The sequence below is a fragment of the Pseudomonas sp. BIGb0558 genome, assembly GCF_024807515.1.
In the GTDB taxonomy this organism is placed as follows: Bacteria; Pseudomonadota; Gammaproteobacteria; order Pseudomonadales; family Pseudomonadaceae; genus Aquipseudomonas; species Aquipseudomonas yamanorum_A.
Genome location: NZ_JANUEW010000001.1, coordinates 425521 through 446795, shown reverse-complemented (window position 1 = coordinate 446795; position 21275 = coordinate 425521). Strand labels below are relative to the sequence as shown.

The 21275-nt window shown below is 61.9% G+C and carries 24 protein-coding genes; 13 read left to right on the top strand and 11 right to left on the bottom strand.

What is annotated here, in order from left to right:
* The first annotated feature begins 206 nt into the window (after positions 1-206).
* Positions 207-1319 carry a cyclopropane fatty acyl phospholipid synthase gene (gene cfa / locus M2400_RS02095; RefSeq protein WP_259195493.1) on the top strand — a complete coding sequence of 371 codons (1113 nt, stop codon included), beginning with the start codon at positions 207-209 and terminating at the stop codon, positions 1317-1319.
* Positions 1320-1370: 51 nt separating this feature from the next.
* On the opposite strand, the gene M2400_RS02090 is transcribed toward cfa, so the two are convergent.
* Positions 1371-1631 carry an accessory factor UbiK family protein gene (locus M2400_RS02090; RefSeq protein ID WP_003208783.1) on the bottom strand — a complete coding sequence of 87 codons (261 nt, stop codon included), beginning with the start codon at positions 1629-1631 and terminating at the stop codon, positions 1371-1373.
* A 422-nt stretch (positions 1632-2053) separates the two neighbouring features.
* Here M2400_RS02090 and glnK point away from each other — a divergent pair, with 422 nt between their 5' ends.
* The 4 genes from glnK (at position 2054) to sutA (ending at position 4832) form a co-directional block, all read left to right on the top strand.
* Complete coding sequence (gene glnK / locus M2400_RS02085; RefSeq protein WP_002555808.1) at positions 2054-2392, top strand: P-II family nitrogen regulator; 339 nt, start codon at positions 2054-2056, stop codon at positions 2390-2392.
* A 34-nt stretch (positions 2393-2426) separates the two neighbouring features.
* Complete coding sequence (locus M2400_RS02080; protein WP_177043739.1) at positions 2427-3767, top strand: ammonium transporter; 1341 nt, start codon at positions 2427-2429, stop codon at positions 3765-3767.
* Between the two features lie 209 nt (positions 3768-3976).
* Complete coding sequence (locus tag M2400_RS02075) at positions 3977-4402, top strand: secondary thiamine-phosphate synthase enzyme YjbQ (protein WP_017476675.1); 426 nt, start codon at positions 3977-3979, stop codon at positions 4400-4402.
* A gap of 103 nt (positions 4403-4505) precedes the next feature.
* Positions 4506-4832 (top strand): transcriptional regulator SutA, encoded by a 327-nt coding sequence (sutA, locus tag M2400_RS02070; protein ID WP_003208791.1) that lies wholly within the window; start codon positions 4506-4508, stop codon positions 4830-4832.
* A gap of 255 nt (positions 4833-5087) precedes the next feature.
* Here sutA and M2400_RS02065 read toward each other — a convergent pair whose 3' ends face one another.
* The 6 genes from M2400_RS02065 to M2400_RS02040 are packed head-to-tail and all read right to left on the bottom strand — an operon-like array spanning position 5088 to position 9668.
* Positions 5088-5786, bottom strand: coding sequence for an HAD family hydrolase (locus tag M2400_RS02065; RefSeq protein WP_259195494.1), 699 nt, complete (start codon positions 5784-5786; stop codon positions 5088-5090).
* A complete protein-coding gene (gene xerC / locus M2400_RS02060) occupies positions 5783-6682 on the bottom strand; it encodes a tyrosine recombinase XerC (protein WP_177043741.1) in 900 nt (299 codons plus the stop codon). The genes M2400_RS02065 and xerC overlap by 4 nt, the downstream gene beginning before the upstream one ends.
* A gap of 2 nt (positions 6683-6684) precedes the next feature.
* Complete coding sequence (locus M2400_RS02055) at positions 6685-7401, bottom strand: DUF484 family protein (protein WP_167664014.1); 717 nt, start codon at positions 7399-7401, stop codon at positions 6685-6687.
* 13 nt (positions 7402-7414) lie between these two features.
* Entirely contained in the window at positions 7415-8245 is an 831-nt protein-coding gene (gene dapF, locus M2400_RS02050) for a diaminopimelate epimerase (protein WP_177043743.1), read from the bottom strand.
* A gap of 4 nt (positions 8246-8249) precedes the next feature.
* Positions 8250-9497: a diaminopimelate decarboxylase gene (gene lysA / locus M2400_RS02045; protein ID WP_259195497.1), complete on the bottom strand. Its 1248-nt coding sequence runs from the start codon at positions 9495-9497 to the stop codon at positions 8250-8252.
* A gap of 9 nt (positions 9498-9506) precedes the next feature.
* Positions 9507-9668: an LPS translocon maturation chaperone LptM gene (locus tag M2400_RS02040; protein WP_003208801.1), complete on the bottom strand. Its 162-nt coding sequence runs from the start codon at positions 9666-9668 to the stop codon at positions 9507-9509.
* 239 nt (positions 9669-9907) lie between these two features.
* Here M2400_RS02040 and cyaY point away from each other — a divergent pair, with 239 nt between their 5' ends.
* The 3 genes from cyaY to rnk all read left to right on the top strand — a co-directional run bounded on the left by cyaY (position 9908) and on the right by rnk (position 11003).
* Positions 9908-10240 (top strand): iron donor protein CyaY, encoded by a 333-nt coding sequence (gene cyaY / locus M2400_RS02035; RefSeq protein WP_177043745.1) that lies wholly within the window; start codon positions 9908-9910, stop codon positions 10238-10240.
* Between the two features lie 2 nt (positions 10241-10242).
* The gene (locus M2400_RS02030) at positions 10243-10461 is read left to right on the top strand and encodes a DUF1289 domain-containing protein (RefSeq protein ID WP_177043746.1); all 219 of its coding nucleotides are present in this window, start codon (positions 10243-10245) and stop codon (positions 10459-10461) included.
* A 131-nt stretch (positions 10462-10592) separates the two neighbouring features.
* Positions 10593-11003 (top strand): nucleoside diphosphate kinase regulator, encoded by a 411-nt coding sequence (gene rnk, locus M2400_RS02025; RefSeq protein WP_010168013.1) that lies wholly within the window; start codon positions 10593-10595, stop codon positions 11001-11003.
* On the opposite strand, the gene M2400_RS02020 is transcribed toward rnk, so the two are convergent.
* The 3 genes from M2400_RS02020 to M2400_RS02010 all read right to left on the bottom strand — a co-directional run bounded on the left by M2400_RS02020 (position 11000) and on the right by M2400_RS02010 (position 14690).
* Positions 11000-13840, bottom strand: a complete 2841-nt coding sequence (locus tag M2400_RS02020) for a class I adenylate cyclase (protein ID WP_177043747.1) — start codon at positions 13838-13840, stop codon at positions 11000-11002. The genes rnk and M2400_RS02020 overlap by 4 nt on opposite strands.
* A gap of 168 nt (positions 13841-14008) precedes the next feature.
* Positions 14009-14257 (bottom strand): TIGR02647 family protein, encoded by a 249-nt coding sequence (locus tag M2400_RS02015; protein ID WP_177119991.1) that lies wholly within the window; start codon positions 14255-14257, stop codon positions 14009-14011.
* A gap of 148 nt (positions 14258-14405) precedes the next feature.
* Complete coding sequence (locus M2400_RS02010; RefSeq protein ID WP_088422102.1) at positions 14406-14690, bottom strand: hypothetical protein; 285 nt, start codon at positions 14688-14690, stop codon at positions 14406-14408.
* A gap of 125 nt (positions 14691-14815) precedes the next feature.
* Between M2400_RS02010 and M2400_RS02005 the strand changes: the two genes are divergently transcribed.
* Positions 14816-15475 carry a glutathione S-transferase family protein gene (locus M2400_RS02005; protein ID WP_177043749.1) on the top strand — a complete coding sequence of 220 codons (660 nt, stop codon included), beginning with the start codon at positions 14816-14818 and terminating at the stop codon, positions 15473-15475.
* A 110-nt stretch (positions 15476-15585) separates the two neighbouring features.
* On the opposite strand, the gene argH is transcribed toward M2400_RS02005, so the two are convergent.
* Entirely contained in the window at positions 15586-16980 is a 1395-nt protein-coding gene (gene argH / locus M2400_RS02000; protein WP_177043750.1) for an argininosuccinate lyase, read from the bottom strand.
* A 564-nt stretch (positions 16981-17544) separates the two neighbouring features.
* Here argH and M2400_RS01995 point away from each other — a divergent pair.
* From M2400_RS01995 to M2400_RS01980, 4 genes are all read left to right on the top strand, one after another.
* The gene (locus tag M2400_RS01995; RefSeq protein WP_259195498.1) at positions 17545-18291 is read left to right on the top strand and encodes a LytTR family DNA-binding domain-containing protein; all 747 of its coding nucleotides are present in this window, start codon (positions 17545-17547) and stop codon (positions 18289-18291) included.
* A 138-nt stretch (positions 18292-18429) separates the two neighbouring features.
* A complete protein-coding gene (hemC, locus tag M2400_RS01990) occupies positions 18430-19371 on the top strand; it encodes a hydroxymethylbilane synthase (protein WP_177043752.1) in 942 nt (313 codons plus the stop codon).
* The gene (locus M2400_RS01985) at positions 19368-20135 is read left to right on the top strand and encodes a uroporphyrinogen-III synthase (protein ID WP_177043753.1); all 768 of its coding nucleotides are present in this window, start codon (positions 19368-19370) and stop codon (positions 20133-20135) included. Before hemC ends, M2400_RS01985 begins: the two co-directional genes overlap by 4 nt.
* Before the next feature lie 18 nt (positions 20136-20153).
* The gene (locus tag M2400_RS01980) at positions 20154-21272 is read left to right on the top strand and encodes a uroporphyrinogen-III C-methyltransferase (RefSeq protein ID WP_177043754.1); all 1119 of its coding nucleotides are present in this window, start codon (positions 20154-20156) and stop codon (positions 21270-21272) included.
* The last annotated feature ends 3 nt before the right edge of the window (positions 21273-21275 follow it).

Below are 21275 nucleotides of genomic sequence, written 5' to 3'. Positions count from 1 at the left end.
TAATATTAATTCATTATATCTTTAAAAATTGGCTGGATAAGATTTGTTACATCTGTTCCCAGCCAGCGTTCCCGGTCATGCCGCAAGGGCCTTTCCAGACGCTTCCATGGCCAGATTTCTCGCAGTGTATGAATCAAAGGCAACGCTATTTCTGGAGAGCAATTGTGCTTAACAAAACGCGTCATTCTTTTTCCGGTTCTGATGAGATGTCTCAGGGAGCGCGCTTCGTTAAGGAGTTGCTGGCGCAGGCGCAGATCGAGGTCAACGGACCGTCGGCTGCAGATATGCAACTGCACCACGGTGCCACGTTCGACCTGGCCCTGGCCAAGGGAAACCTGGGGCTTGGCGAAGATTATATGGACGGCGGCTGGGATGCCGAGGCGCTGGATGAGTTTTTCTACCGGCTCATGCGCTCCGGCGTGATCGACCAGGCCAACCCGGCCACCTTGTTGTTTCACGCGTTCAGTTCCCGATGGCTGAACCTGCAAAACAAGAAGCGCGCCTGGCAAGTCGGCGAAGCGCACTACGACCTCGGTAATGACTTTTACGCAAGCATGCTCGACTCGCGCATGACCTACACCTGCGGCTACTGGAAAGACGCCACCACCCTGGAACAGGCGCAGTTCGCCAAGCTGGACCTGATCTGTAAAAAACTGGGGCTCAAGCCGGGCATGCGCGTGCTGGATATCGGCTGTGGCTGGGGGAGCTTCATGAGCCATGCCGCCGAGCACTACGGCGTCGAGTGTGTCGGTGTGACCATCTCCAAGGAGCAGGCGGAGTGGGGCCGCGCCAAGTACGCCCATCTGCCGATCGAGTTTAGGCTGCAGGACTATCGGGATATCGACGAGCAATTCGATCATATCGCCAGCGTCGGCATGTTCGAGCACGTGGGCCGCAAGAATCATCGGGCGTATATGGAGGTCGCCAACCGCTGCCTGAAGGACGAAGGGCTGTTCCTGCTGCACACCATCGGCAAGAACCAGCGCAACAGCACGCCGGACCCGTGGATCGATAAATACATCTTTCCAAACGGCGATTTGCCCTCGATCGGGCAGGTTGGCGATGCCATGGACGGATTATTTGTTGCCGAAGATTTGCACAACTTTGGCGCCGATTACGACAAGACGCTGATGGCCTGGTGCGAAAACTTCGAGTTGGCGTGGCCCGAGTTTGCAGAAACCTTTGGCCAGCGTTTCTACCGGATGTGGCGCTATTACCTGCTGTCGTGTGCAGGGGCGTTTCGCGCGCGGGATATCCAGCTGTGGCAGTGGGTGTTGTCGAAGAAGGGCGTTGTCGGCGGGTATCAGCGGGTAAGCTGACGGTAGCAACGGTTTAACGGGGACAGGCAAGACCTGCCCCGGTTGGCCGGTTTATTCGGCGGCAGGCGTCAATCGCGCTTCCAGCTCCGCCACCTTGGCCTCAAGGCTTTCCAGCCGCGCCCGAGTGCGCGCCAACACCACCATCTGGCTATCAAACTCTTCCCGGCTGACCAGGTCCAGCTTGCTGAAGCCGCTCTGCAGCAGCGCCTTGAACTGGCTTTCAATTTCATTGCGTGGCAGCGGTGTGTCGCTGCTGAACAGGCGGGAGGCGTGGCCGCTCAGGGCGTCGAGGAGGTCTTTGGGCGCGAGCATGGGAAATAGTCCGGAAAATCTGTTGGCCGGCAGTGTATCACGCAGCGTCTATAGTCTTTTTTACCGCCGCCGGCGCACGCTTTTCGCGCATGGGGCCGGGCGGTCGCGCACTGTTTTCGTGCGTATCTTCGCGGCAACAGCGCCCGGCAGGTGGGCACAAGCGAACAAAGGACTGATTTCAGTGATTTTTACGGAGCTGGCAAGCTTTCTGCTTAGACGATCATGACCCATGCACTGATGCAGTCGCTGTGACGATGCAGTGCGCCGACGGACCAGCGGTACATGTTTCGTCACCAGTGGTTAGCGAGCGTCGCAATGGCAAATGCCAGGGCGACGAAGCGTTACAAAGCCAGGCACTGCGCTTAGACTTGAGACGGGTTTGTTTTCCTGGGGCAAGTCCACCAATTCGGGAGAGAGTTTTCATGAAGCTAGTCACTGCCATCATCAAGCCGTTCAAGTTGGACGATGTACGCGAGTCACTGTCCGAGATCGGCGTGCAGGGCATTACCGTTACTGAGGTCAAAGGCTTCGGTCGGCAGAAGGGTCACACCGAGCTGTATCGCGGCGCGGAATACGTGGTCGATTTCCTGCCAAAGGTGAAGATTGATGTCGCCATTGACGACAAGGATCTTGACCGGGTTATCGAGGCGATAACCAAGGCCGCCAACACCGGCAAGATCGGTGACGGCAAGATCTTCGTGGTCAATCTGGAACAGGCTATTCGCATCCGTACCGGCGAAACCGATACCGACGCAATCTAAGCCGCCAAACCCCAACGCCCCAGGAGAAAACAATATGACTCTGCGTAAATTCGCAGGGCTAGGAGCCCTGTTGTCCCTCGTAATGCCGGCCCTGGCCATGGCGGCGGACCCAGCACCTGCTCCAGTCCTCAATTCCGGCGACACCGCGTGGATGCTCACGTCCACCGCGCTGGTGCTGTTCATGACCATTCCAGGCCTCGCGCTGTTCTACGGCGGCATGGTTCGTTCCAAAAACATTCTTTCCGTGATGATGCAATGCTTCGCCATCACCGGCCTGATCACCATCCTGTGGTTCGTCTACGGCTACAGCATGGCGTTCGACACCACCGGTATGGAAGCAGGCGTCGTCAACCTCAACTCGTTTGTGGGTGGCTTGTCCAAACTGTTCCTCTCGGGTGTGACCCCGGCCAGCATCACCGGCCCGGCGGCGTTGTTCCCTGAGGCGGTGTTCGTGACCTTCCAGATGACCTTCGCGATCATTACCCCGGCGCTGATCGTCGGTGCGTTCGCCGAGCGCATGAAGTTCTCCGCGATGCTGATCTTCATGGGCGTCTGGTTCACCCTGGTCTACGCACCGATTGCCCACATGGTATGGGGCGGTCCGGGTTCGTTGCTGGGCGACTGGGGCGTGCTGGACTTCGCCGGCGGCACCGTGGTGCACATCAACGCCGGTGTGGCTGGCCTGGTAGCGTGCCTGGTACTCGGCAAGCGTAAAGGCTTCCCAACCACCCCGATGGCACCGCACAACCTGGGTTACACCCTGGTGGGCGCGGCCATGCTGTGGGTCGGCTGGTTCGGCTTCAACGCCGGCTCCGCTGCTGCGGCCAACGGCACTGCCGGCATGGCGATGCTGGTCACCCAGATCGCTACCGCTGCTGCAGCGCTGGGCTGGATGTTCGCCGAGTGGGTCACCCACGGTAAGCCAAGCGCCCTGGGCATCGCCTCGGGTGTGGTTGCGGGCCTGGTGGCAATCACTCCAGCCGCTGGCACCGTGGGCCCGATGGGCGCCCTGGTGATCGGCCTGGCTGCCGGTGTGGTGTGCTTCTTCTGCGCCACTACCCTGAAACGCAAACTGGGCTACGACGACTCCTTGGACGCCTTCGGCGTGCACGGTATCGGCGGTATCCTCGGCGCGATCCTGACCGGCGTATTTGCTGCACCGGCGATGGGCGGCTTCAACGCCACCACCACCGACATCGCGGCACAAGTCTGGATCCAGTGCAAAGGCGTCGGCTTCACCGTCATCTACACCGCTATCGTGACGTACATCATCCTCAAGGTGCTGGACGTGGTGATGGGCCTGCGGGTGACCGAAGAGGAAGAGGCAGTTGGCCTCGATCTGGCGCAACACAACGAACGCGGCTACAACTTGTAAGTACGCGAAAAAAAGATGCCCGGCTTGCCGGGCATTTTTTTGCCTGGGGTTTGTCTGTGGCTAAAGGTGTATGGGTTTTTTCACGACTTTGTGATGCTATCCACACCGCACTTTTCACTGTGCGAATGTCTTACAGGCATGTAGGCGTATTCGGCACTTTGTTTTTTCCCTGAGCGCGCTAGAATGCGCGCCGATGGGCGGAGAACTGTATGTGGCAACAGACCCTGATAACCCTGCGGGCCAAGCCCCGGGGCTTTCATCTGGTAACGGACGAGTTGCTCGCCGGCCTGCCTGAATTGAAGGCCTGTCGGGTGGGCCTGTTGCATTTGTGGCTGCAGCACACCTCGGCCTCGTTGACGGTCAACGAGAATGCCGACCCGGCGGTTCGCCGTGACTTCGAGCGTTTTTTCAATGCGCTGGTGCCGCAAGGCATGGCGGGATATGAACACAACGACGAAGGTCCGGATGATCTGCCGGCGCACTTCAAGGCCAGTCTCCTGGGCTGCCAGCTGAGTTTGCCGGTAAGGGCCGGCCGCTTGGCGATGGGGACCTGGCAAGGTGTTTATCTGGGCGAGCACCGTGATCATGGCGGTGCTCGTAAAGTCCTCGCCACCTTGCACGGTGATGGGGCATAAGCCACTGGTTAACCGGTGGATGTTGATTTTTTTCCGGCCGCCGTCGACAGGTGGCGAAGCTGGGCTATAACTAATCTGCTTTTCGCAAGTCATGAGGTAGAACATGAGCGACGATGATCTGGAAAACGACGACCTCGAAGTAGGCGACGACGACGAAACCGAAGAAGGTCTTGAGGCGGCTGCCGAAGACGTGGCTGACGACGACGGTGGCGACGACGCACCGGTCCCGGCAGCCAAGGGCAAGGCCAAGGCTGCGGTGTCGGTTGACGAACTGCCGAGCGTAGAAGCCAAGAACAAAGAGCGCGATGCGCTGGCCCGTGCGATGGAAGAATTCCTCGCTAAAGGCGGCAAAGTGCAGGAAGTCGAGGCTAACGTGGTGGCTGATCCGCCGAAGAAGCCGGATAACAAGTACGGCAGCCGGCCTATCTAAGGCCCGCTGTCCGCTTGCTGAAAAAGCCCGCCGTCGCTGCGGGCTTTTTCATGGGCGAATCAAAAGGGTCAGGCCCAACACCCATCTAAGAATGAAGCGTTTGTGGTGGCGAGGGAGCTTGCTCCCGTTGGGGCGCGAAGCGGCCCCTGGTTGGGTCGACGCGGTCTTTCAGAAAGGCCGTCGTGGCTGGTTCAGGGGCCGCTTCGCAGCCCAACGGGAGCAAGCTCCCTCGCCACAAAAGCGCTTCATCGTCAGTTATACGTTCCAACGGGCGAGGACTTCTGGCAACTCGGTCAGGCTGCGAATCTCGGCATCCGGGCGCTTTTGCGCTTCCCAGGCCTTGCCCGCCGGGTTAAACCACACCGCCCGCAGGCCCGCCTGCTGCGCCCCGGAAATGTCATCCCCCGGATGATCCCCGACATGCACCGCCGCGCCCGGCGCTACGCCACCGCGCTGCAAGGCCTCCTGGAACAACCGCGCATCCGGCTTGGCGATACCAATGTCTTCAGCCCGCAGGGCAAAGTGAAAGTAATCCGCCAGCCCCACACGCTGCACATCGGCATTGCCGTTGGTGATCACCCCAAGCAAATAGTGCTGACGCAGCGCCTGGAGCATCGGCTCGGCCTCGGGAAACACCGTGAGCTGGTGGCGCGCGTGGATAAACGCTTCAAAGCACACATCCGCCATCTGCGCCGCTTCGGGCAGTGGGTATCCGGCTTCCTCGAAGGCATGTTGCAGCACCTTGTGACGCAACACGCTGATGCGGTATTTGAGCTCTGGATGGCGCTCCAGCACCTGCTGGCGAAGGCGGGCGAACTTCTCCAGGGGCAAGTCGCCCACCTTGGTGGCATGGGTCGCCAGCCATTCGCGCATCGATGCCTCGGCACTGATGATGACCGGCACGTTATCCCAGAGTGTGTCGTCCAGGTCGAAGGTGATCAGCTTGATGCTCATGAGTCACTGCCCTTAATGCGTTTGGCCCGTGGATGGGCGCTGTCGTACACCGTTGCCAGGTGCTGGAAGTCCAGGTGGGTGTAGATCTGGGTGGTCTTGATGTCGGAGTGGCCCAGCAGCTCCTGCACGGCGCGCAGGTCCTGGGACGACTCCAGCAAGTGGCTGGCAAAGGAGTGCCGCAGCATGTGCGGGTGCAGGTTCTGCCCCAGCTCGCGCTCGCCGGCGGCCTTGACCCGCACCTGAATGGCCCGCGGCCCGAGGCGGCGGCCTTGCTGGCTGATGAACACGGCATCATCCGCCGGGCTGGCCAGGGCGCGCAGCGGCAGCCATAGCAGCAAGGCTTCGCGGGCCTTTTTGCCCACCGGCAATACGCGGGTCTTGCTGCCTTTGCCGAGCACCTGCACCAGGCCGTCCGCCAGGTCCAGTTGATCGAGGTTAAGCCCGGTCAGTTCCGACAGGCGCAGGCCCGAGGAATAGAACAGTTCGAGGATCGCCTGGTCGCGATGGGCCAGGAAATCGTCCTCCACGGCGCCATCAAGCAATTGCAGGGCGCGATCCGTGTCGAGGGTCTTGGGCAGGCGGCGTTCGCCCTTGGGCGGCGCCAGGCCGTTGGCCGGGTCGTGGTTGCACAGGCCTTCGCGGTTCAGGTAGTGATAGAGGCCGCGCACCGCCGACAGCAGGCGTGCCAGGCTGCGGGAGGATTGGCCTTGCTGGTGCAGGCGGGCGATCAGGCTGCGCAAGCCCTGGATGTCCAGGGCCTTCCAGCTGCTGATGTGGTGTTTCTCACAGAACGCCAGGACCTTGTTCAAGTCCCGCCGGTAGGCTTCCAGGGTATGCGGCGACACCTGGCGCTCGCTGCGCAGGTGAGCGCAGTAGGCGTCCAGTTGTCGTTCCATGGCTAGCGCACCGCGCGCAGGGCGGTGGTGAAGCGTGGCAGGACGCGGCCCAGCACTTCGGCGATATAGCTCAGGAACAGTGTGCCCACCGAGCTTTTGTAATGCTGTGGATCACGGCTGGCGATGGCCAGCACGCCATGCAAACCTTGATGACTGAGGGCGACCACGGCGGTGGAGCCGATCTGCTGGCGCTGCTCGGCGCCGAACAGGAAGTCCAGCTCATGCTCACGCAGGGTGCCGCTGATGGTCTTGCCTTCGGACAGCAGGCCGCCAATGGCGGTCTGGGCGTCGCTGCCACTGACCCAGCGGCCCACCGGCATCGGGTTGTCACTGAACAGGATCAGGCTCACAAAGGGCACCTGGAAGTCCTGGCGCAGGCTGTCTTCGACGGCAATCACCGCTTCTTCCAGGCTGGCGGCGTCCATCAGGGTCAGGACCAGGCGGCGGGTCTTGTCGAACAGGCGGTCGTTGTCGCGGGCCACGTCCATCAGCTGCGAGAGCCTGTGGCGCATCTCGATATTGCGCTCGCGCAGGATCTTCATCTGGCGCTCCACCAGCGACACGGTGTCGCCGCGCTGGTGGGGAATACGCAGGGCCGGCAACAGCTCTTCGTGTTCGACGAAGAAGTCCGGATTAGCCTCCAGATACGCCGCAACGGCTGCGGCCTCCAGACTTTCGCTTGGGGATGCTTGCGCGGGTACTTGAGGCTTATCAGTCATTAGATTTGCTCACTCATAGACGGACCTGTCCTTCGTAGACGCGGGTGGCCGGGCCGGTCATTTTCACCGGTTGGCCGGGACCTGCCCATTCGATGGACAAGCGTCCACCGGGCAGGTCGATCAGCAGCGGCGAATCCATCCACCCCTGGCTGATGGCGGCGACGGCAGCGGCGCAAGCACCGGTGCCGCAGGCCTGGGTTTCGCCGGCACCGCGCTCCCAGACGCGCAACTGCGCACGGGAACGGTCGATGACCTGCAGGAAACCCACGTTAACCCGCGCCGGAAAGCGCGGGTGGTTTTCGATCTTCGGCCCCAGTTCGTGAACCGGTGCGCTGTTGATGTCATCCACCCGCAGCACGGCGTGGGGGTTGCCCATGGACACGGCGGCCAGGTTGACGGTCTTGCCGTCCACGTCCACCGGGTAGCTCAGCGCCTGCTCGGTAGCCTGGAACGGAATGTCCGCCGGCACCAGCCGTGGCGCGCCCATGTTGACGCCGATCTGGCCGTCGCTGCGAATATCCAGCTCGATGATGCCGCTTTTGGTCTCGACGCGAATCTGCCGTTTGGCGGTCAGGCGCTTGTCCAGCACAAAGCGGGCGAAACAGCGGGCACCGTTGCCGCACTGTTCCACTTCGGAGCCGTCGGAGTTGAAGATCCGGTAACGGAAATCCACTTCCGGGTTGCTCGGTGCTTCCACCAGCAGCAACTGGTCGAAGCCGACACCGGTGTGCCGGTCGCCCCACAGCTTGGCGTGTTTGGGCAGGATGTGCGCGTGCTGGCTGACCAGGTCGAGGACCATGAAGTCGTTGCCCAGCCCGTGCATCTTGGTAAAACGCAGCAACATGACCTTACTCCGGCAGCAGGCTTTCGCCAGCAAACAACTCGGCTACCGTCTCGCGGCGACGCACTTCAAACGCTTGATCACCGTCCACCAGCACCTCGGCGGTACGCCCGCGGGTGTTGTAGTTGGAGCTCATGACAAACCCGTAGGCACCGGCCGAATGCACGGCCAGCAGGTCGCCTTCTTCCAGGGCCAGCTGACGTTCCTTGGCCAGGAAGTCGCCGGTCTCGCAGATCGGGCCGACGACGTCGTACGCGCGGCCAACGCCTGCACGTGGCTTGACGGCCGTCACGTCCATCCAGGCCTGGTACAGCGCCGGGCGGATCAGGTCGTTCATCGCCGCGTCGACGATGGCGAAATCCTTGTGCTCGGTGTGCTTGAGGTACTCGACCTGAGTCAGCAGCACGCCGGCGTTGGCGACGATGTAGCGGCCCGGCTCGAACATCAGCGTCAGGTCGCGGCCTTCGGTGCGCTCGCGCACGGCCTTGATGTAGTCGCTGACCAGCGGCGGCTCTTCATCGCGATAACGCACGCCCACGCCGCCACCGAGGTCGATGTGGTGCAGGTAGATGCCGCACTCGCCGAGGCGGTCGATCAGCGCCAGCAGGCGGTCGAGGGCATCGAGGAACGGTGGCAGGCTGGTCAGTTGCGAGCCGATATGGCAGTCGACGCCCAATACTTCCAGGTTCGGCAACTGGGCGGCGCGGATGTACACGTCCTCGGCGTCGGCAATGGCGATGCCGAACTTGTTCTCTTTGAGACCGGTGGAAATGTATGGGTGAGTGCCGGCGTCTACGTCCGGGTTGACCCGCAGGGAGATCGGCGCGCGAACGCCCATCTCGGCGGCCACCACTTGCAGGCGCTCCAGCTCGTCGGTGGATTCGACGTTGAAGCAATGCACGCCCACTTCCAGGGCGCGGCGCATGTCTTCGCGGCTCTTGCCGACACCGGAGAACACTATTTTGTCAGCCTTGCCGCCGGCGGCCAGTACACGCTCGAGCTCGCCACGGGACACGATGTCAAAACCAGCGCCCAGGCGCGCCAGGACATTCAGTACACCCAGGTTGGAGTTGGCTTTTACGGCGAAGCACACCAGGCTCGGCGTGCCTTCCAGTGCGTCGGCAAAGGAGCGGTATTGGGCTTCGATGTGGGCACGGGAGTACACGTACGTCGGGGTGCCAAAGCGCTCGGCAATGGCGGACAGCGCGACACCTTCCGCGAACAGCTCGCCGTCCCGGTTGTTAAAAGCGTCCATGATGTTCCCTTAGTAGGTGTCGTGCTTGTGCGCTTTGGTTTGCGACGACTGCGCCTGTTCATTCGGGTCTTTGCTGTCATCGGGCAGATACAGCGGGCCTTTTTGACCACAGGCACTAACGAGGCAAGCGACCGCGACGAGCGCAGCAAGGGAAGAGATCAGGCGCTTCATGGCGAAATCCTTGAATATGCATTAATTGCGCCCGAGTATACCGACCACCTGCCGGATTGCCTATGCGCCGAAATACCCGTCCGGCGGGGCTTTGCCGAGTTTGTCGCGATTGCGCTTACATCAGTTGAGGATAATTCACACGGCTTCGGGTAATGAAATCGGTATCCTTTGCAATCATGATGGCGCGTCCGTATTGTGCGGCGCTTGAGCGAGACCAGACACTTTTCGAGGTTCCCACAATGAGTTTGACCGAAGCGCGTTTTCACGACCTGGTGGATTCGACCCAGCAAGCGCTGGAGGATATTTTCGACGACAGCGGCCTGGATGTGGACCTGGAGAACTCGGCCGGTGTACTGACCGTCAAGTTTGAAAATGGCACCCAGCTGATTTTCAGTCGCCAGGAGCCTCTGCGTCAGCTATGGCTGGCGGCGCGTACCGGTGGTTTCCACTTCGATTACGATGAAGAAGAAAACCGCTGGACCCACGACACCACCGATGAGCTGCTGAGCGAAATGCTCGCGCGCCTCACCCAGGAACAAGCCGGCGTCGAGCTGGACTTCGACGAGATCTGATCGTGACGCAGCCCGCACCTGTACGCCCGCCCAAGCCGCTGTTCAGCAATGTCAGCCCGGCGGTGCCGTCACCTTGTATCAGTTTATGTCGGCTGGATGAGCAGAAAGTCTGCCTCGGCTGCTTCCGCCACGTGGAAGACATCCGTGAATGGCGCTCTGCCGATGATGCGCGGCGCCGCGTGATCGTCGCCCAGGCCGAGCAGCGCAAGGCCTCCACCTGAGGCCGTCTTGTTTATTTATTGTGCTGTGGTAGTGTCCGGGTACACCTCAACTCATCGAGGTCCGTGAGAACCCCGCCTTTTCCTGGCGGGGTTTTGCTTTTTTGTGCAGAAAAAAGGAGTCTGCCTGAATCATGACCGCACCTTCCATCATCCTCACCCGTCTTGACGTGCAGCGTCTTGAGCAACTGATCGACCGTGTAGGCGAGGCGTCGCCGGGGGTTGAAGCCCTGCAACACGAACTCGACCGCGCCGAAGAAGTGGTTGGCCACGATGAAGTGCCTGCAACTGTCGTGACCATGAACTCCAGCGTGCATTGCCGTGAACAAGGCAGTGGCAAGGACTATCACCTGACCCTGGTCTACCCCAAGGACGCGAACGCCGACGAAGGCAAGATATCGATCCTGGCGCCGGTGGGCAGCGCGTTGCTGGGTCTGCAAGTCGGCCAGCACATCGACTGGCCAGCGCCGGGCGGCAAGACCCTCAAGCTTGAATTGCTCAGTGTCGAAGGCCAGCCAAAAGACGGCGGCGCGTTCTCGCTTTAAACCTGATTCAGCGCTTCATTGAGCGCCAGTTCCAGATCAGCCTTGTAGCGCAGGTACAGATTGCTCGGGCTTTGAACATCACCGAGCAGGCCGGACAGGTCCAGATCGGTGATGTAGCAGCGGTAGCGCTCGGCCTCCTGGCGTTGCCCGACGATTTGCTGGGCGACCACCGCAAACAGCTGGTCGCCAAATTCCAGCTCGGAAAACTCCCGTTGATTGCAGTACAAGGTGATGCCCACCTGGCCCGGTGCTGCCTTGCCGATAATCGCCTGCACGTCGTAGAACGGTTTATTGGCCGGGGTTTGCGGCGCCGGGCGTGGTTCAGCCCGGCGTGCGCGACTGCTGCCGGACGGCAACAGCTGGTAATACAGGATTTGCACCGCGCCCAGCGGCTGTTGCGGGTCCAGCGGCAGCAGTGCGTCGCGGCGATAAATGATCGACTGCAGGAAACGCTGCAACGGCACCAACAGGCTTTGCTCGTCGTGAAACGGCAGGCGCTGCTGCCAGAGTGCGTTGAATTCATCCAGCACGTACAGCTCGGCGACCCCCTCGTTGATCCGGTAGAACACCTGTACGCAGTCGGGCAGGCCCATGGGCAGCAGCAGTGCCAGGTCGTGGTCTTCCAGGGCCATGGTATCGAGGTGCAGCGGGCTGTAGCTGGCCTGTTCTTCGCTGAGGTAGGCGATCAACGCGTCCTGGGTCGCCAGTGACACATGGTTGGCCTGGCCGGGCGTCAGTTCCATCACGTGGTAGTGCTGTTGCACCTGCACCAGGTAGCGATGGTTTTCCTGGCCCAGCAGCAGGTTTTGCGCGGTGTCGAAGATTTCTTCCACGCGCTGGGCGATGAATTGTGCGCGGTTGTGACAGAAGCAGCGTACCCGCAACCGTGGCAAATGATCGGCGGGTAGCTGATTCAAGTAGTCCCGCAGGCAGTCGAGCAGTGCGTGGGGGCCGTCGTAGCGACTGACCATCACCTCGTTCCAGCTGTTGACGGTGACCTGGTCCAGGGTCAGCACCAGGTTTTCCCGTACGCCCGCATAACTCAGGGAGTCGGTGCGCTCGGTGGTCATCAGGATGTTCAGGTCGCGGTGATGCTTGAGCGGGTCGACACCGACGTTGATCAGCAGCAGCACTTCCTCGGGCACTGCCGAGCGTAGCAGGCGTTCCTCATCCACGCTGGCCAAAGGCAGCACGACAGTCTGTTGCAGGCTGCCCAGCAGGTTGAACAGCTCGAACTCGGTCATGTCACTGCTACCGGGATGCAGCGCCAGGCGGGTACTGCTGTCGATCACGCCGTTGCGGTGGCACCAGGTGAGCATTTCCAGCAGGTCGCGGCTGCGCTTGATCGGCGCAAAATGCTCCCATTCCAGGGCGGTCAGGCTGCCGTTGTACAGGCCCCAGTGGTACTGGCCCGGCTCTTTGCGGTTGGGCGACTGCACCAGCGTCAGGGTGTCTTCGGCCAGGTCCGGGGCGATGCCAGGGTTGATGAACTCGACCTTGCCGGCCTTGCGCTCGAATGCGGCGTACAGGCGCCGGCCCAGCACATTGAGGTCGCGCTTGTTGATCAGGCTGACGGTCTGTTCGGTGCGGGCAAACTGAGTCAGGAAGCGGTAGCTGTAGTTCAGCTCGTTGACCAGCGCCCGGCGCTCGGAGGCCACCTGGCGGACTTTCCATTGGCTGCGGCTGTCCAGCAGGGCCAGTTGGCGCTGGTCCCAACCCCACTCATGGGCCAGGCGCTCCAGCAGCAAGCGCTGCCAGCCGGATGCGCGCTGGCCGGCCGTGAGTTTGCGGTTGACCTTCAGGTACAGGCTGCGCCGTACCAGTTCCAGGCGTTCCGGCTCGTTGCGGGCCTTGAGGTATTCCTCGATCCGGCGATAGACCACGATGTACGGGTCCAGCTCGTCCAGGTCCATCTGGTTGGCAAACACGGCACGCTTGAAGCGCAGGCTCAGGCACTGCACCTTCGGGTGCTCGCTGGCGTAGACCTCGGTCAGCAGGAGTTTGAGCACCGACTTGTAGGGCGATTCGATGCCCTTGAACAATTGCCACAGGCCGGCGCCGATAAATTCACCCGGCGGGATGTGGGCCAGGTGGCCCAGGTCGAGGGTTTCGTCGGCGCGGATAAAGCGCTTGGAGATCAGCGCATGGGTGAATTCGGCGTAGCGGGTTTCTTCGTACACCGGCACCAGCCACCAGATCGGCGTGCGCCCGGCCAGCCAGATGGCGGTGCGGTAGAACTCGTCCAGCAGCAGGTAATGCTGGCTGGTGCCGCAGTCTTCGGAGCTCAGTTGGGTGTCACGCTCGCCCTGGATAAAGCGCGTCGGCTCGATCAGGAAGAAGTGCGCCTCGGCGCCCATGCTCAGGGCCCAGGTTTCCAGCAGCTGGCATTTTTTGCGCAGCTCGGCCAGTTCGTTTTCCCCAAGATCGGCGGCGTGGCAGACCCACACGTCCATATCACTTTGATCGGCCTGGGCCAGTGTGCCCAGGCTGCCCATCAGGAACAGGCCGTGAATCGGTCGCGGCGGGTTGCCGTGCCGGGGCTTGTAGGAAAACGTGCGGGTCAGGCGCTGGGCCTCGGCCAAGGCTTGTGCGTCGGGTTCAAAATTCGACAGGCCGGCCGGCGTACTGCCCGACACATAGCCCGGCAGCAGTGGGTGATTGACGTGGAAAAACAGTGGCAGCAGCGTCAATACGCTTTGCTGGCGCGGCGTCAGCCCTTCAACGGCCCGGGCCATGCGGCCCTCGTTCAGGGCCAGAAACCGCGCGCGCAACTGGGCCAGCACCTTGCGGTCGATGCCTTCGTCCAGGTCGGGGCGGATTTCGTGGGTGCGGGTCATGTCGAACTCGGTGGCTCGCAGGGCCCGACGTGGGCGGCCGTTGGGGAGTTTACAGCCAGTAGCGTAGGAGGTTTAGCGGGAATTTGTGTTTGGCGCCGGAATTTTATCCCGGGCGCAGGAATGCCCGCGGAATCCGTGAAAAGAGGATCCCGTGGGCGATACGAAATGTCAGGCGGCTTCTTTGGCGGTCTTCAGAATAGTCAGCAGGCTTTGTGCGTGTTCGGCAGCATCCCGGCCGAGGCTGGTGAGGTAACCACCGTCTGGCTGGTCGATCAGGTCTTTATCAAACAGGCGCCGGGCAGCGGCAATGGCAGTGGGAGCGGCAGTCTGATGAACTTTCAGACCTTCCTGGGAGCTGCCCAGGTTGAAGAGTGCAAGGATTTCCAGTTCGGCAACCAACTCAGGGGTATACGACATAAGGACTCCAGACTTTCTAGGAATTTTTAGACGTTAGCAGCCATAAGGTGAACGCACTTGGGCGAGCTGTCCAGTCGGAACTCATGTGGTGTTGATGTGGGGCAGGATTGTGGCCAGCAAGAGCTTGCTGGCCAGCGCGGGGTGGCGCTTATTGCTTCTCTGGCGGCAGCTCTGGCAGTGCGCGCAAGGTAGTTTCATACCATTCGGTATTGAAGGCGCGGTCTTCTTCGAGCAGGGCGTCGATTTCGATGGCCAGGACGTGGGCCATCATTTGCAGGATGTCTTCGCGCTCGTAGCCCACCAGGGTCAGCTTGTTGAACGTGGCCTTGGCGGCGGGCGGGTTGTCGCTTTCGATCTGGTTTTCGATCGCTTCAATCAAGGTGGTCTCGGCGAACTCTTCTTCGTCGTTGTCGATATCGGTTGGCTCGCTCATGGCAGGCTCCTGAAGGAAAGGGCGCCAGTCTACCCCCATTCACTCGGGTGATGCTGCTGGCCAGGCGTGGCATCCCGATCTATAACCACTGCTGCCAACCCCGTACACGGCCTGGAGGCTTTGTGATGCTCAAGCTTTATGGATTTTCGGTCAGCAACTACTACAACATGGTCAAGCTGGCGCTGCTGGAGAAAGGGCTGCCCTTCGAAGAGGTGCCGTTCTACGCAGGCCAGACCCCTGAAGCCTTGGCCGTGAGCCCGCGGGGCAAGGTGCCGGTGCTGGGTGTCGAGCAAGGGTTCATCAATGAAACCAGCGTGATCCTCGAATACCTCGAACAGACCCAGGGCGGGCGTTCGCTGCTGCCGAGCGATGGGTTCCAGCGGGCCCAGGTGCTGGCGTTGTGCAGGGAGATCGAGCTGTATATCGAGTTGCCGGCCCGGGCGTGTTTCGCCGAGGCGTTTTTCGGGATGCCGGTGCCGGAGGCGATCAAGGACAAATCCAGGGCTGAGCTATTGCTTGGGGTTGCGTCACTGGGGCGGCATGGGAAGTTCGCGCCGTATGTGGCGGGGGACAGTTTCACGATTGCGGATCTGTATTTCGTGTACAGCGTGGACCTGGCGTGTGCCGTGGCCGGGAAGCTGTTCGGGCTGGATCTGTTGGCTGAGATGCCGAAGGCCAAGGATTTGCTGGCGCGCTTGCAGGCGCTGCCGAATGCCCAGCGGGTGGCGGCGGACAAGGAGGCGGCGATGCCGGCGTTTATGGCGATGGTTGCGGCGAAGAAGTAGATAGCTGGCGTCTGTGAGGGCGCCATCGCGGGCAAGCCCGGCTCCCACAGGTGACCGAGTTGTTCTGAAGAACTCGATCTACTGTGGGAGCTGGCTTGCCTGCGATGCTTTTAGCGGCTGGCGAGCAACGCCTGGCCGCGAACCACGGCAGCCTTCACCTGCGCCGGTGCAGTCCCGCCGATATGGTCACGGGCATTCACCGACCCTTCCAGGGTCAGTACCGCAAAGACGTCCTGCTCGATCTGGTCGCTGAACCGGCGCAGTTCTTCCAGGCTCATTTCCGCCAGGTCCTTGCCAGTGTCCACGCCGTACTTCACCGCATGCCCGACGATTTCGTGGCAGTCGCGGAACGGCAGGCCACGGCGTACGAGGTAGTCCGCCAGGTCGGTGGCAGTGGAGAAACCGCGCAGGGCCGCTTCACGCATGATGGCGTGCTTGGGCTTGATCGCCGGGATCATGTCGGCAAACGCCCGCAGCGAGTCGCGCAGGGTATCGGCGGCGTCGAACAGCGGTTCCTTGTCTTCCTGGTTGTCCTTGTTGTAGGCCAGCGGCTGGCCTTTCATCAGGGTCAACAGGCCCATCAGCGCGCCGAATACCCGGCCGCTTTTGCCGCGTACCAGCTCCGGCACGTCGGGGTTTTTCTTTTGCGGCATGATCGAGCTGCCGGTGCAGAAGCGGTCCGGCAGGTCGATGAACTGGAATTGCGCACTGGTCCACAGCACCAGCTCTTCGGAGAAACGCGACAAGTGCATCATCGCAATGCTGGCCGCGGCGCAGAATTCGATGGCGAAGTCACGGTCCGACACGCCGTCCAGGGAGTTGCCGCCCACGGCGTCGAAACCCAGCAGTTGCGCGGTGTATTCGCGGTCGATCGGGTAGGTGGTGCCGGCCAGTGCGGCGCTGCCCAGCGGCATGCGGTTGGCGCGCTTGCGGCAGTCCACCAGGCGCTCGTAGTCGCGGCTGAGCATTTCGAACCAGGCCAGCAGGTGGTGGCCGAAGGTCACAGGCTGCGCGGTTTGCAGGTGGGTGAAGCCGGGCATGATGGTGCCGGACTCACGCTCTGCCTGTTCCAGCAGGCCTTTTTGCAGGCGGGTGATTTCCGCCAGGATCAGGTCGATCTCGTCCCGCAGCCACAGGCGGATATCGGTGGCCACCTGGTCGTTACGGCTGCGACCGGTGTGCAACTTCTTGCCGGTCACACCGATGCGGTCGGTGAGGCGGGCCTCGATGTTCATGTGCACGTCTTCCAGGTCGACGCGCCAGTCAAAGGTGCCGGCTTCGATCTCGCCACGGATGGTGGTCAGGCCGTCGATGATGCTGTCGCGCTCGGCGTCGGTCAGCACGCCGACCTTGGCCAGCATCGTGGCGTGGGCGATCGAGCCCATGATGTCGTGGCGGTAGAGGCGCTGGTCGAAGGTGACGGAGGCGGTGAAGCGCGCGACGAAGGCGTCGACGGGTTCACTGAAGCGGCCGCCCCAGGACTGGTTGGTCTTGTCGGTGCTCATGGATTCGCTCGTGATCTGCTGGAAAGAGGGCATGAAAGTGTGGCGCCGATAATAACAGGGTTGCCCCCGGAGGCGATGATGCCGGGGCGCGGCATTTTTATTTGTTTCCAAGATGGCTAAGTGCCTTGCTCCCGGCCTCGCGCAGGACGAGACTGGAGCCAGGACCGAACGGGGGTTTAAAACTTGCGGTCCTGGGCCTGGCAAAGCGTGTTTATTGAAACGATATTTGACGATTGAGCAATATCGTCTTCGCGAGCGTCTACAGTTGCACTGATAGAGCATCGCGCTGACAGAAGGTGCATTGCACCAATGCCGGGCGATGAGGTCGAACTCCAGGCTATCCATTAGAGAGGGGGTGTTCGTATTGTGTATCAGCAAACCCTACGACGATGCCCGAAGGCAGCAGGCTTTGGGCGCGATTGAACAGGTCCGGGTAAATATTGGTGCCACTCTCGGGGCACTTTTTGCCGCTCGCGCTAGTCTTAGCGTGGATCGCCGTGACGGAAGTCACCGCACCTGTCTACGCTATCCTTGTGCGAGACTCACGCAGGAATCCAGCGCAATATGAATGTCCTGATCGTTGATGACGAACCCCAAGCCCGCGAGCGACTGAGCCGTTTGGTCAGTGAACTCGAGGGTTACAGTGTCCTTGAGCCGAGCGCCACCAGTGGCGAGGAAGCCTTGGCCCTTATTGACAGCCTCAAGCCGGATGTCGTTTTGCTCGACATCCACATGCCGGGCCTTGATGGCTTGCAGGTAGCTGCCCGCCTGAGCGAGCGAGAGTCGCCGCCTTCGGTGGTGCTGTGCGCCTCCCAGGATGAGTTCTCTTCCGAGGCCCTGGATGCCAGCGGCGTCAGCTTCCTTGTCAAGCCGATCAATGCCGATGCACTGCTTCGTGCCTTGAAGAAGGCCGAGCGTCCCAACCGTGTCCAGCTCGCCGCCTTGACCCAGCCCGCAGCCCAGGGCGGCAACGGGCCGCGCAGTCATATCAGCGCCCGCACCCGTAAGGGCATCGAGCTGATTCCTTTAGACCAGGTGGTCTATTTCATCGCCGATCACAAGTACGTGACCTTGCGTCACGAGGCCGGTGAAGTGCTGCTCGATGAGCCGCTCAAGGCCCTGGAAGACGAATTCGGCGACCGCTTTGTGCGCATCCACCGCAACGCGCTGGTGGCCCGCGAGCGTATCGAGCGCTTGCAGCGCACGCCGCTTGGGCACTTTCAGCTGTTCCTGAAAGGCCTCAATGGCGACGCCCTGATCGTCAGCCGGCGCCATGTCGCCGGTGTGCGCAAGATGATGCAGCAGCTTTAGCCCGAGGGCTGAGGCGAGCTTCACCGCCCATATCCCGGTGCGACGCGGCCAGGGAGGCCCCGCACTTGCTGATTCAAATCAAAGCGCCTTTGCCTGAGCTGTTATTATCTGCCGTATCTATTCAGTACGGATTGATCCATGTCCTCTCGCGAAATCCGCATCGCCACCCGTAAAAGCGCCCTGGCCTTATGGCAGGCCGAGTACGTCAAAGCACGCCTTGAGCAGGCCCATCCCGGCCTCAAGGTGTCCCTGGTGCCCATGGTCAGTCGCGGCGACAAGCTGCTTGATTCGCCATTGTCGAAAATCGGCGGCAAGGGTCTGTTCGTCAAGGAGCTGGAAACCGCGCTGCTGGAGAACGAAGCCGACATCGCCGTGCATTCGATGAAAGACGTGCCCATGGACTTCCCTGAAGGCCTGGGCCTTTTTTGCATCTGCGAGCGCGAAGACCCGCGTGACGCCTTCGTTTCCAATACCTACGCCTCCCTTGATGAATTGCCCCTGGGCAGCGTCGTCGGCACCTCCAGCCTGCGTCGCCAGGCACAGTTGCTGACCCGTCGCCCGGACCTGCAGATCCGCTTCCTGCGGGGCAACGTCAATACCCGCCTGGCCAAGCTCGACGCCGGCGAATATGACGCGATCATCCTCGCGGCAGCCGGTCTGATTCGCCTGGGCTTCGAAGACCGCATCACCTCGGCCATCAGTGTCGAAGACAGCTTGCCAGCTGGCGGGCAGGGTGCCGTAGGTATCGAATGTCGCACCGCCGACAGCGAAATCCATGCGCTGCTCAAACCCCTGGATCACCACGACACTGAAGTTCGCGTCACCGCCGAACGTGCCCTTAACAAGCACCTCAACGGTGGCTGCCAGGTGCCGATCGCCTGCTACGCGGTGCTTGAGGGCGAGAACCTCTGGCTACGTGGCCTGGTGGGTGACCCGAGTGGCGGGCTGCTGCTCACCGCAGAGATTCGCGGGCCGCAAAGCGAGGCGACCAGCCTCGGTATCAAAGTCGCCGAAGAACTGCTGGAAAAAGGCGCCGGTGCCATCCTGCAAGCCGTGTACGGCGAGGCCGGTCCGCAGTGACGCAATGGCGTGTGCTGCTGACGCGGCCTGGCGATGAGTCGGCCGCCTTGGCGGCGACGTTATCCGAAGCAGGCATCTTCAGCAGCAGCCTGCCATTGCTGGAGATTGAAGCGCTGCCCGTCACGCCTGAACAGCAGGCGGTTTTTCGCGAGCTGGACCGTTATTGCGCGGTGATCGTGGTGAGCAAGCCGGCGGCGCGCCTCGGCGTGCAGTTGCTGGCTCAACACTGGCCGCAGCCACCGGCCGTACCGTGGTTCAGCGTCGGCGCTGCCACGGCGCAGGTCCTGGCGGATCACGGCCTTGATGTCAGCTATCCCCAGGACGGCGATGACAGCGAAGCCTTGCTTGAACTGGCCGCCTTGCGCGAGGCTATCGCACGGCCCGCTGCCCGGGTGCTGATCCTGCGGGGCGAGGGCGGGCGCGAGCTGCTGGCTGAGCGTTTACGCGAGCAAGGTGCTAGTGTCGACTATCTGGAGTTGTATCGCCGTTTCCTGCCGGATTACGACAGTGCAACCCTGACCCGGCGCATAAACGTGGAACGCTTGAACGGCGTGGTGGTCAGCAGTGGGCAGGGTTTTTTACACCTGCAGGCCCTGGCTGGCACAGAGTGGCCCCAGGTGGCCCGGCTGCCGTTGTTCGTGCCCAGCCCGCGAGTTGCCGAAATGGCGCGTGCCGCTGGCGCGCAAGAAGTTGTGGATTGTCGTGGCGCGAGTGCCGCGGCTTTGTTAGTGGCGTTACGGAGCGTTTCCGTTCCCACTCTCTAATACGCAAAGGATGGATACGTGAGCGAAACAGCCTTGCCTAAAGATGAAGCTCAGCCCGTGCTTGAAGCGCCTGTTGAGACACCGGTCACCACCGCTCCGCGCCGTGGCAACGGCCTGGCCATCGTGGCCTTGTTGCTCGGTGCTGCTGGCGTTGCTGCCGGTGGCTGGGGGATCTGGCAGGTCCGCGCACTGCAGGCGAGCAGCCAGCAACAGCTGGGCCAAGTGCAAACCCTGGACGACCAATCCCAGAGCCTCAAGCAGAGCCAGCAGCAGTTGTCGGCCCGCTTGGGCCAACTGCCAGGCGCTGATGAACTGGAAGAGCGCCGCCGGCTGGTGGCGCAATTGCAGGGCGATCAACAGCGCTTGAGCCAGCGCCTGGAAACCGTGCTGGGTGCCAGCCGCCAGGACTGGCGCCTGGCCGAGGCCGAGCACCTGATTCGCCTGGCCAGCCTGCGTCTGTCTGCCTTGCAGGACATCAACAGTGCGCAGGCGCTGGTCCAGGGCGCCGACGAGATCCTTCGCGAACAAAGCGACCCGGGCTCCTACGCCGCGCGTGAGCAGTTGGCCAAGAGCCTCGCAGCCTTGCGCAGCCTTGAGCAGCCGGACCGCACCGGGCTGTATCTGCAACTGGCGGCATTGCGCGATCAGGTGGTGCAACTGGCGGCCATCGCCCCGGAATATCAACTCCCGGAAGCCGCCAATGAGGGTCGCCCGACCACCGATACGGACAGCCGCTGGAGCCAGTGGTGGGAGCAGATCTCGCGGTATTTCCGCATCGACTTCAACCCGGATGACAACATTCGCCCTCTGTTGGCAGGTCAAGGCCTGAACCAGGTGCGCCTGGCCCTGAGCCTGGCGCTGGAGCAGGCGCAGTGGGCGGCACTCAACGGCGAGCCGGCGGTGTACAGCCGATCCCTGGGCGAGGCCCGCAGCGTGTTGCAGGACAACTTCAATCAGGACAACCCGCAAAGCAAAGCCATGCTGGCCCGTATTGCCGAGCTTGAGCCCAAGGCCGTCTCGGTGGTGACGCCGGACCTGGCCGCGAGCCTGGCCGCCGTGCAGGCTTACCTTGACCGTCGCCACCTGTCTGCCGAAGAAGCCAAGGCTTCCGCTGGCAAACCGGCGACCCAGGAGTAAAGC

Bases quoted from the DNA above. Each gene is read 5' to 3' on its own strand.
- cfa (WP_259195493.1), top strand. From the start codon at position 207: ATGTCTCAGGGAGCGCGCTTCGTTAAGGAGTTGCTGGCGCAGGCGCAG.
- cyaY (WP_177043745.1), top strand. From the start codon at position 9,908: ATGAGTTTGACCGAAGCGCGTTTTCACGACCTGGTGGATTCGACCCAG.
- xerC (WP_177043741.1), bottom strand. From the start codon at position 6,682: ATGGAACGACAACTGGACGCCTACTGCGCTCACCTGCGCAGCGAGCGC.
- M2400_RS02090 (WP_003208783.1), bottom strand. From the start codon at position 1,631: ATGCTCGCGCCCAAAGACCTCCTCGACGCCCTGAGCGGCCACGCCTCC.
- M2400_RS02005 (WP_177043749.1), top strand. From the start codon at position 14,816: ATGCTCAAGCTTTATGGATTTTCGGTCAGCAACTACTACAACATGGTC.
- dapF (WP_177043743.1), bottom strand. From the start codon at position 8,245: ATGTTGCTGCGTTTTACCAAGATGCACGGGCTGGGCAACGACTTCATG.
- M2400_RS02015 (WP_177119991.1), bottom strand. From the start codon at position 14,257: ATGTCGTATACCCCTGAGTTGGTTGCCGAACTGGAAATCCTTGCACTC.
- lysA (WP_259195497.1), bottom strand. From the start codon at position 9,497: ATGGACGCTTTTAACAACCGGGACGGCGAGCTGTTCGCGGAAGGTGTC.
- M2400_RS01995 (WP_259195498.1), top strand. From the start codon at position 17,545: ATGAATGTCCTGATCGTTGATGACGAACCCCAAGCCCGCGAGCGACTG.
- M2400_RS02020 (WP_177043747.1), bottom strand. From the start codon at position 13,840: ATGACCCGCACCCACGAAATCCGCCCCGACCTGGACGAAGGCATCGAC.
- sutA (WP_003208791.1), top strand. From the start codon at position 4,506: ATGAGCGACGATGATCTGGAAAACGACGACCTCGAAGTAGGCGACGAC.
- M2400_RS02010 (WP_088422102.1), bottom strand. From the start codon at position 14,690: ATGAGCGAGCCAACCGATATCGACAACGACGAAGAAGAGTTCGCCGAG.
- M2400_RS02055 (WP_167664014.1), bottom strand. From the start codon at position 7,401: ATGACTGATAAGCCTCAAGTACCCGCGCAAGCATCCCCAAGCGAAAGT.
- glnK (WP_002555808.1), top strand. From the start codon at position 2,054: ATGAAGCTAGTCACTGCCATCATCAAGCCGTTCAAGTTGGACGATGTA.
- M2400_RS02040 (WP_003208801.1), bottom strand. From the start codon at position 9,668: ATGAAGCGCCTGATCTCTTCCCTTGCTGCGCTCGTCGCGGTCGCTTGC.
- M2400_RS02080 (WP_177043739.1), top strand. From the start codon at position 2,427: ATGACTCTGCGTAAATTCGCAGGGCTAGGAGCCCTGTTGTCCCTCGTA.
- M2400_RS02075 (WP_017476675.1), top strand. From the start codon at position 3,977: ATGTGGCAACAGACCCTGATAACCCTGCGGGCCAAGCCCCGGGGCTTT.
- M2400_RS02065 (WP_259195494.1), bottom strand. From the start codon at position 5,786: ATGAGCATCAAGCTGATCACCTTCGACCTGGACGACACACTCTGGGAT.
- rnk (WP_010168013.1), top strand. From the start codon at position 10,593: ATGACCGCACCTTCCATCATCCTCACCCGTCTTGACGTGCAGCGTCTT.
- hemC (WP_177043752.1), top strand. From the start codon at position 18,430: ATGTCCTCTCGCGAAATCCGCATCGCCACCCGTAAAAGCGCCCTGGCC.
- argH (WP_177043750.1), bottom strand. From the start codon at position 16,980: ATGAGCACCGACAAGACCAACCAGTCCTGGGGCGGCCGCTTCAGTGAA.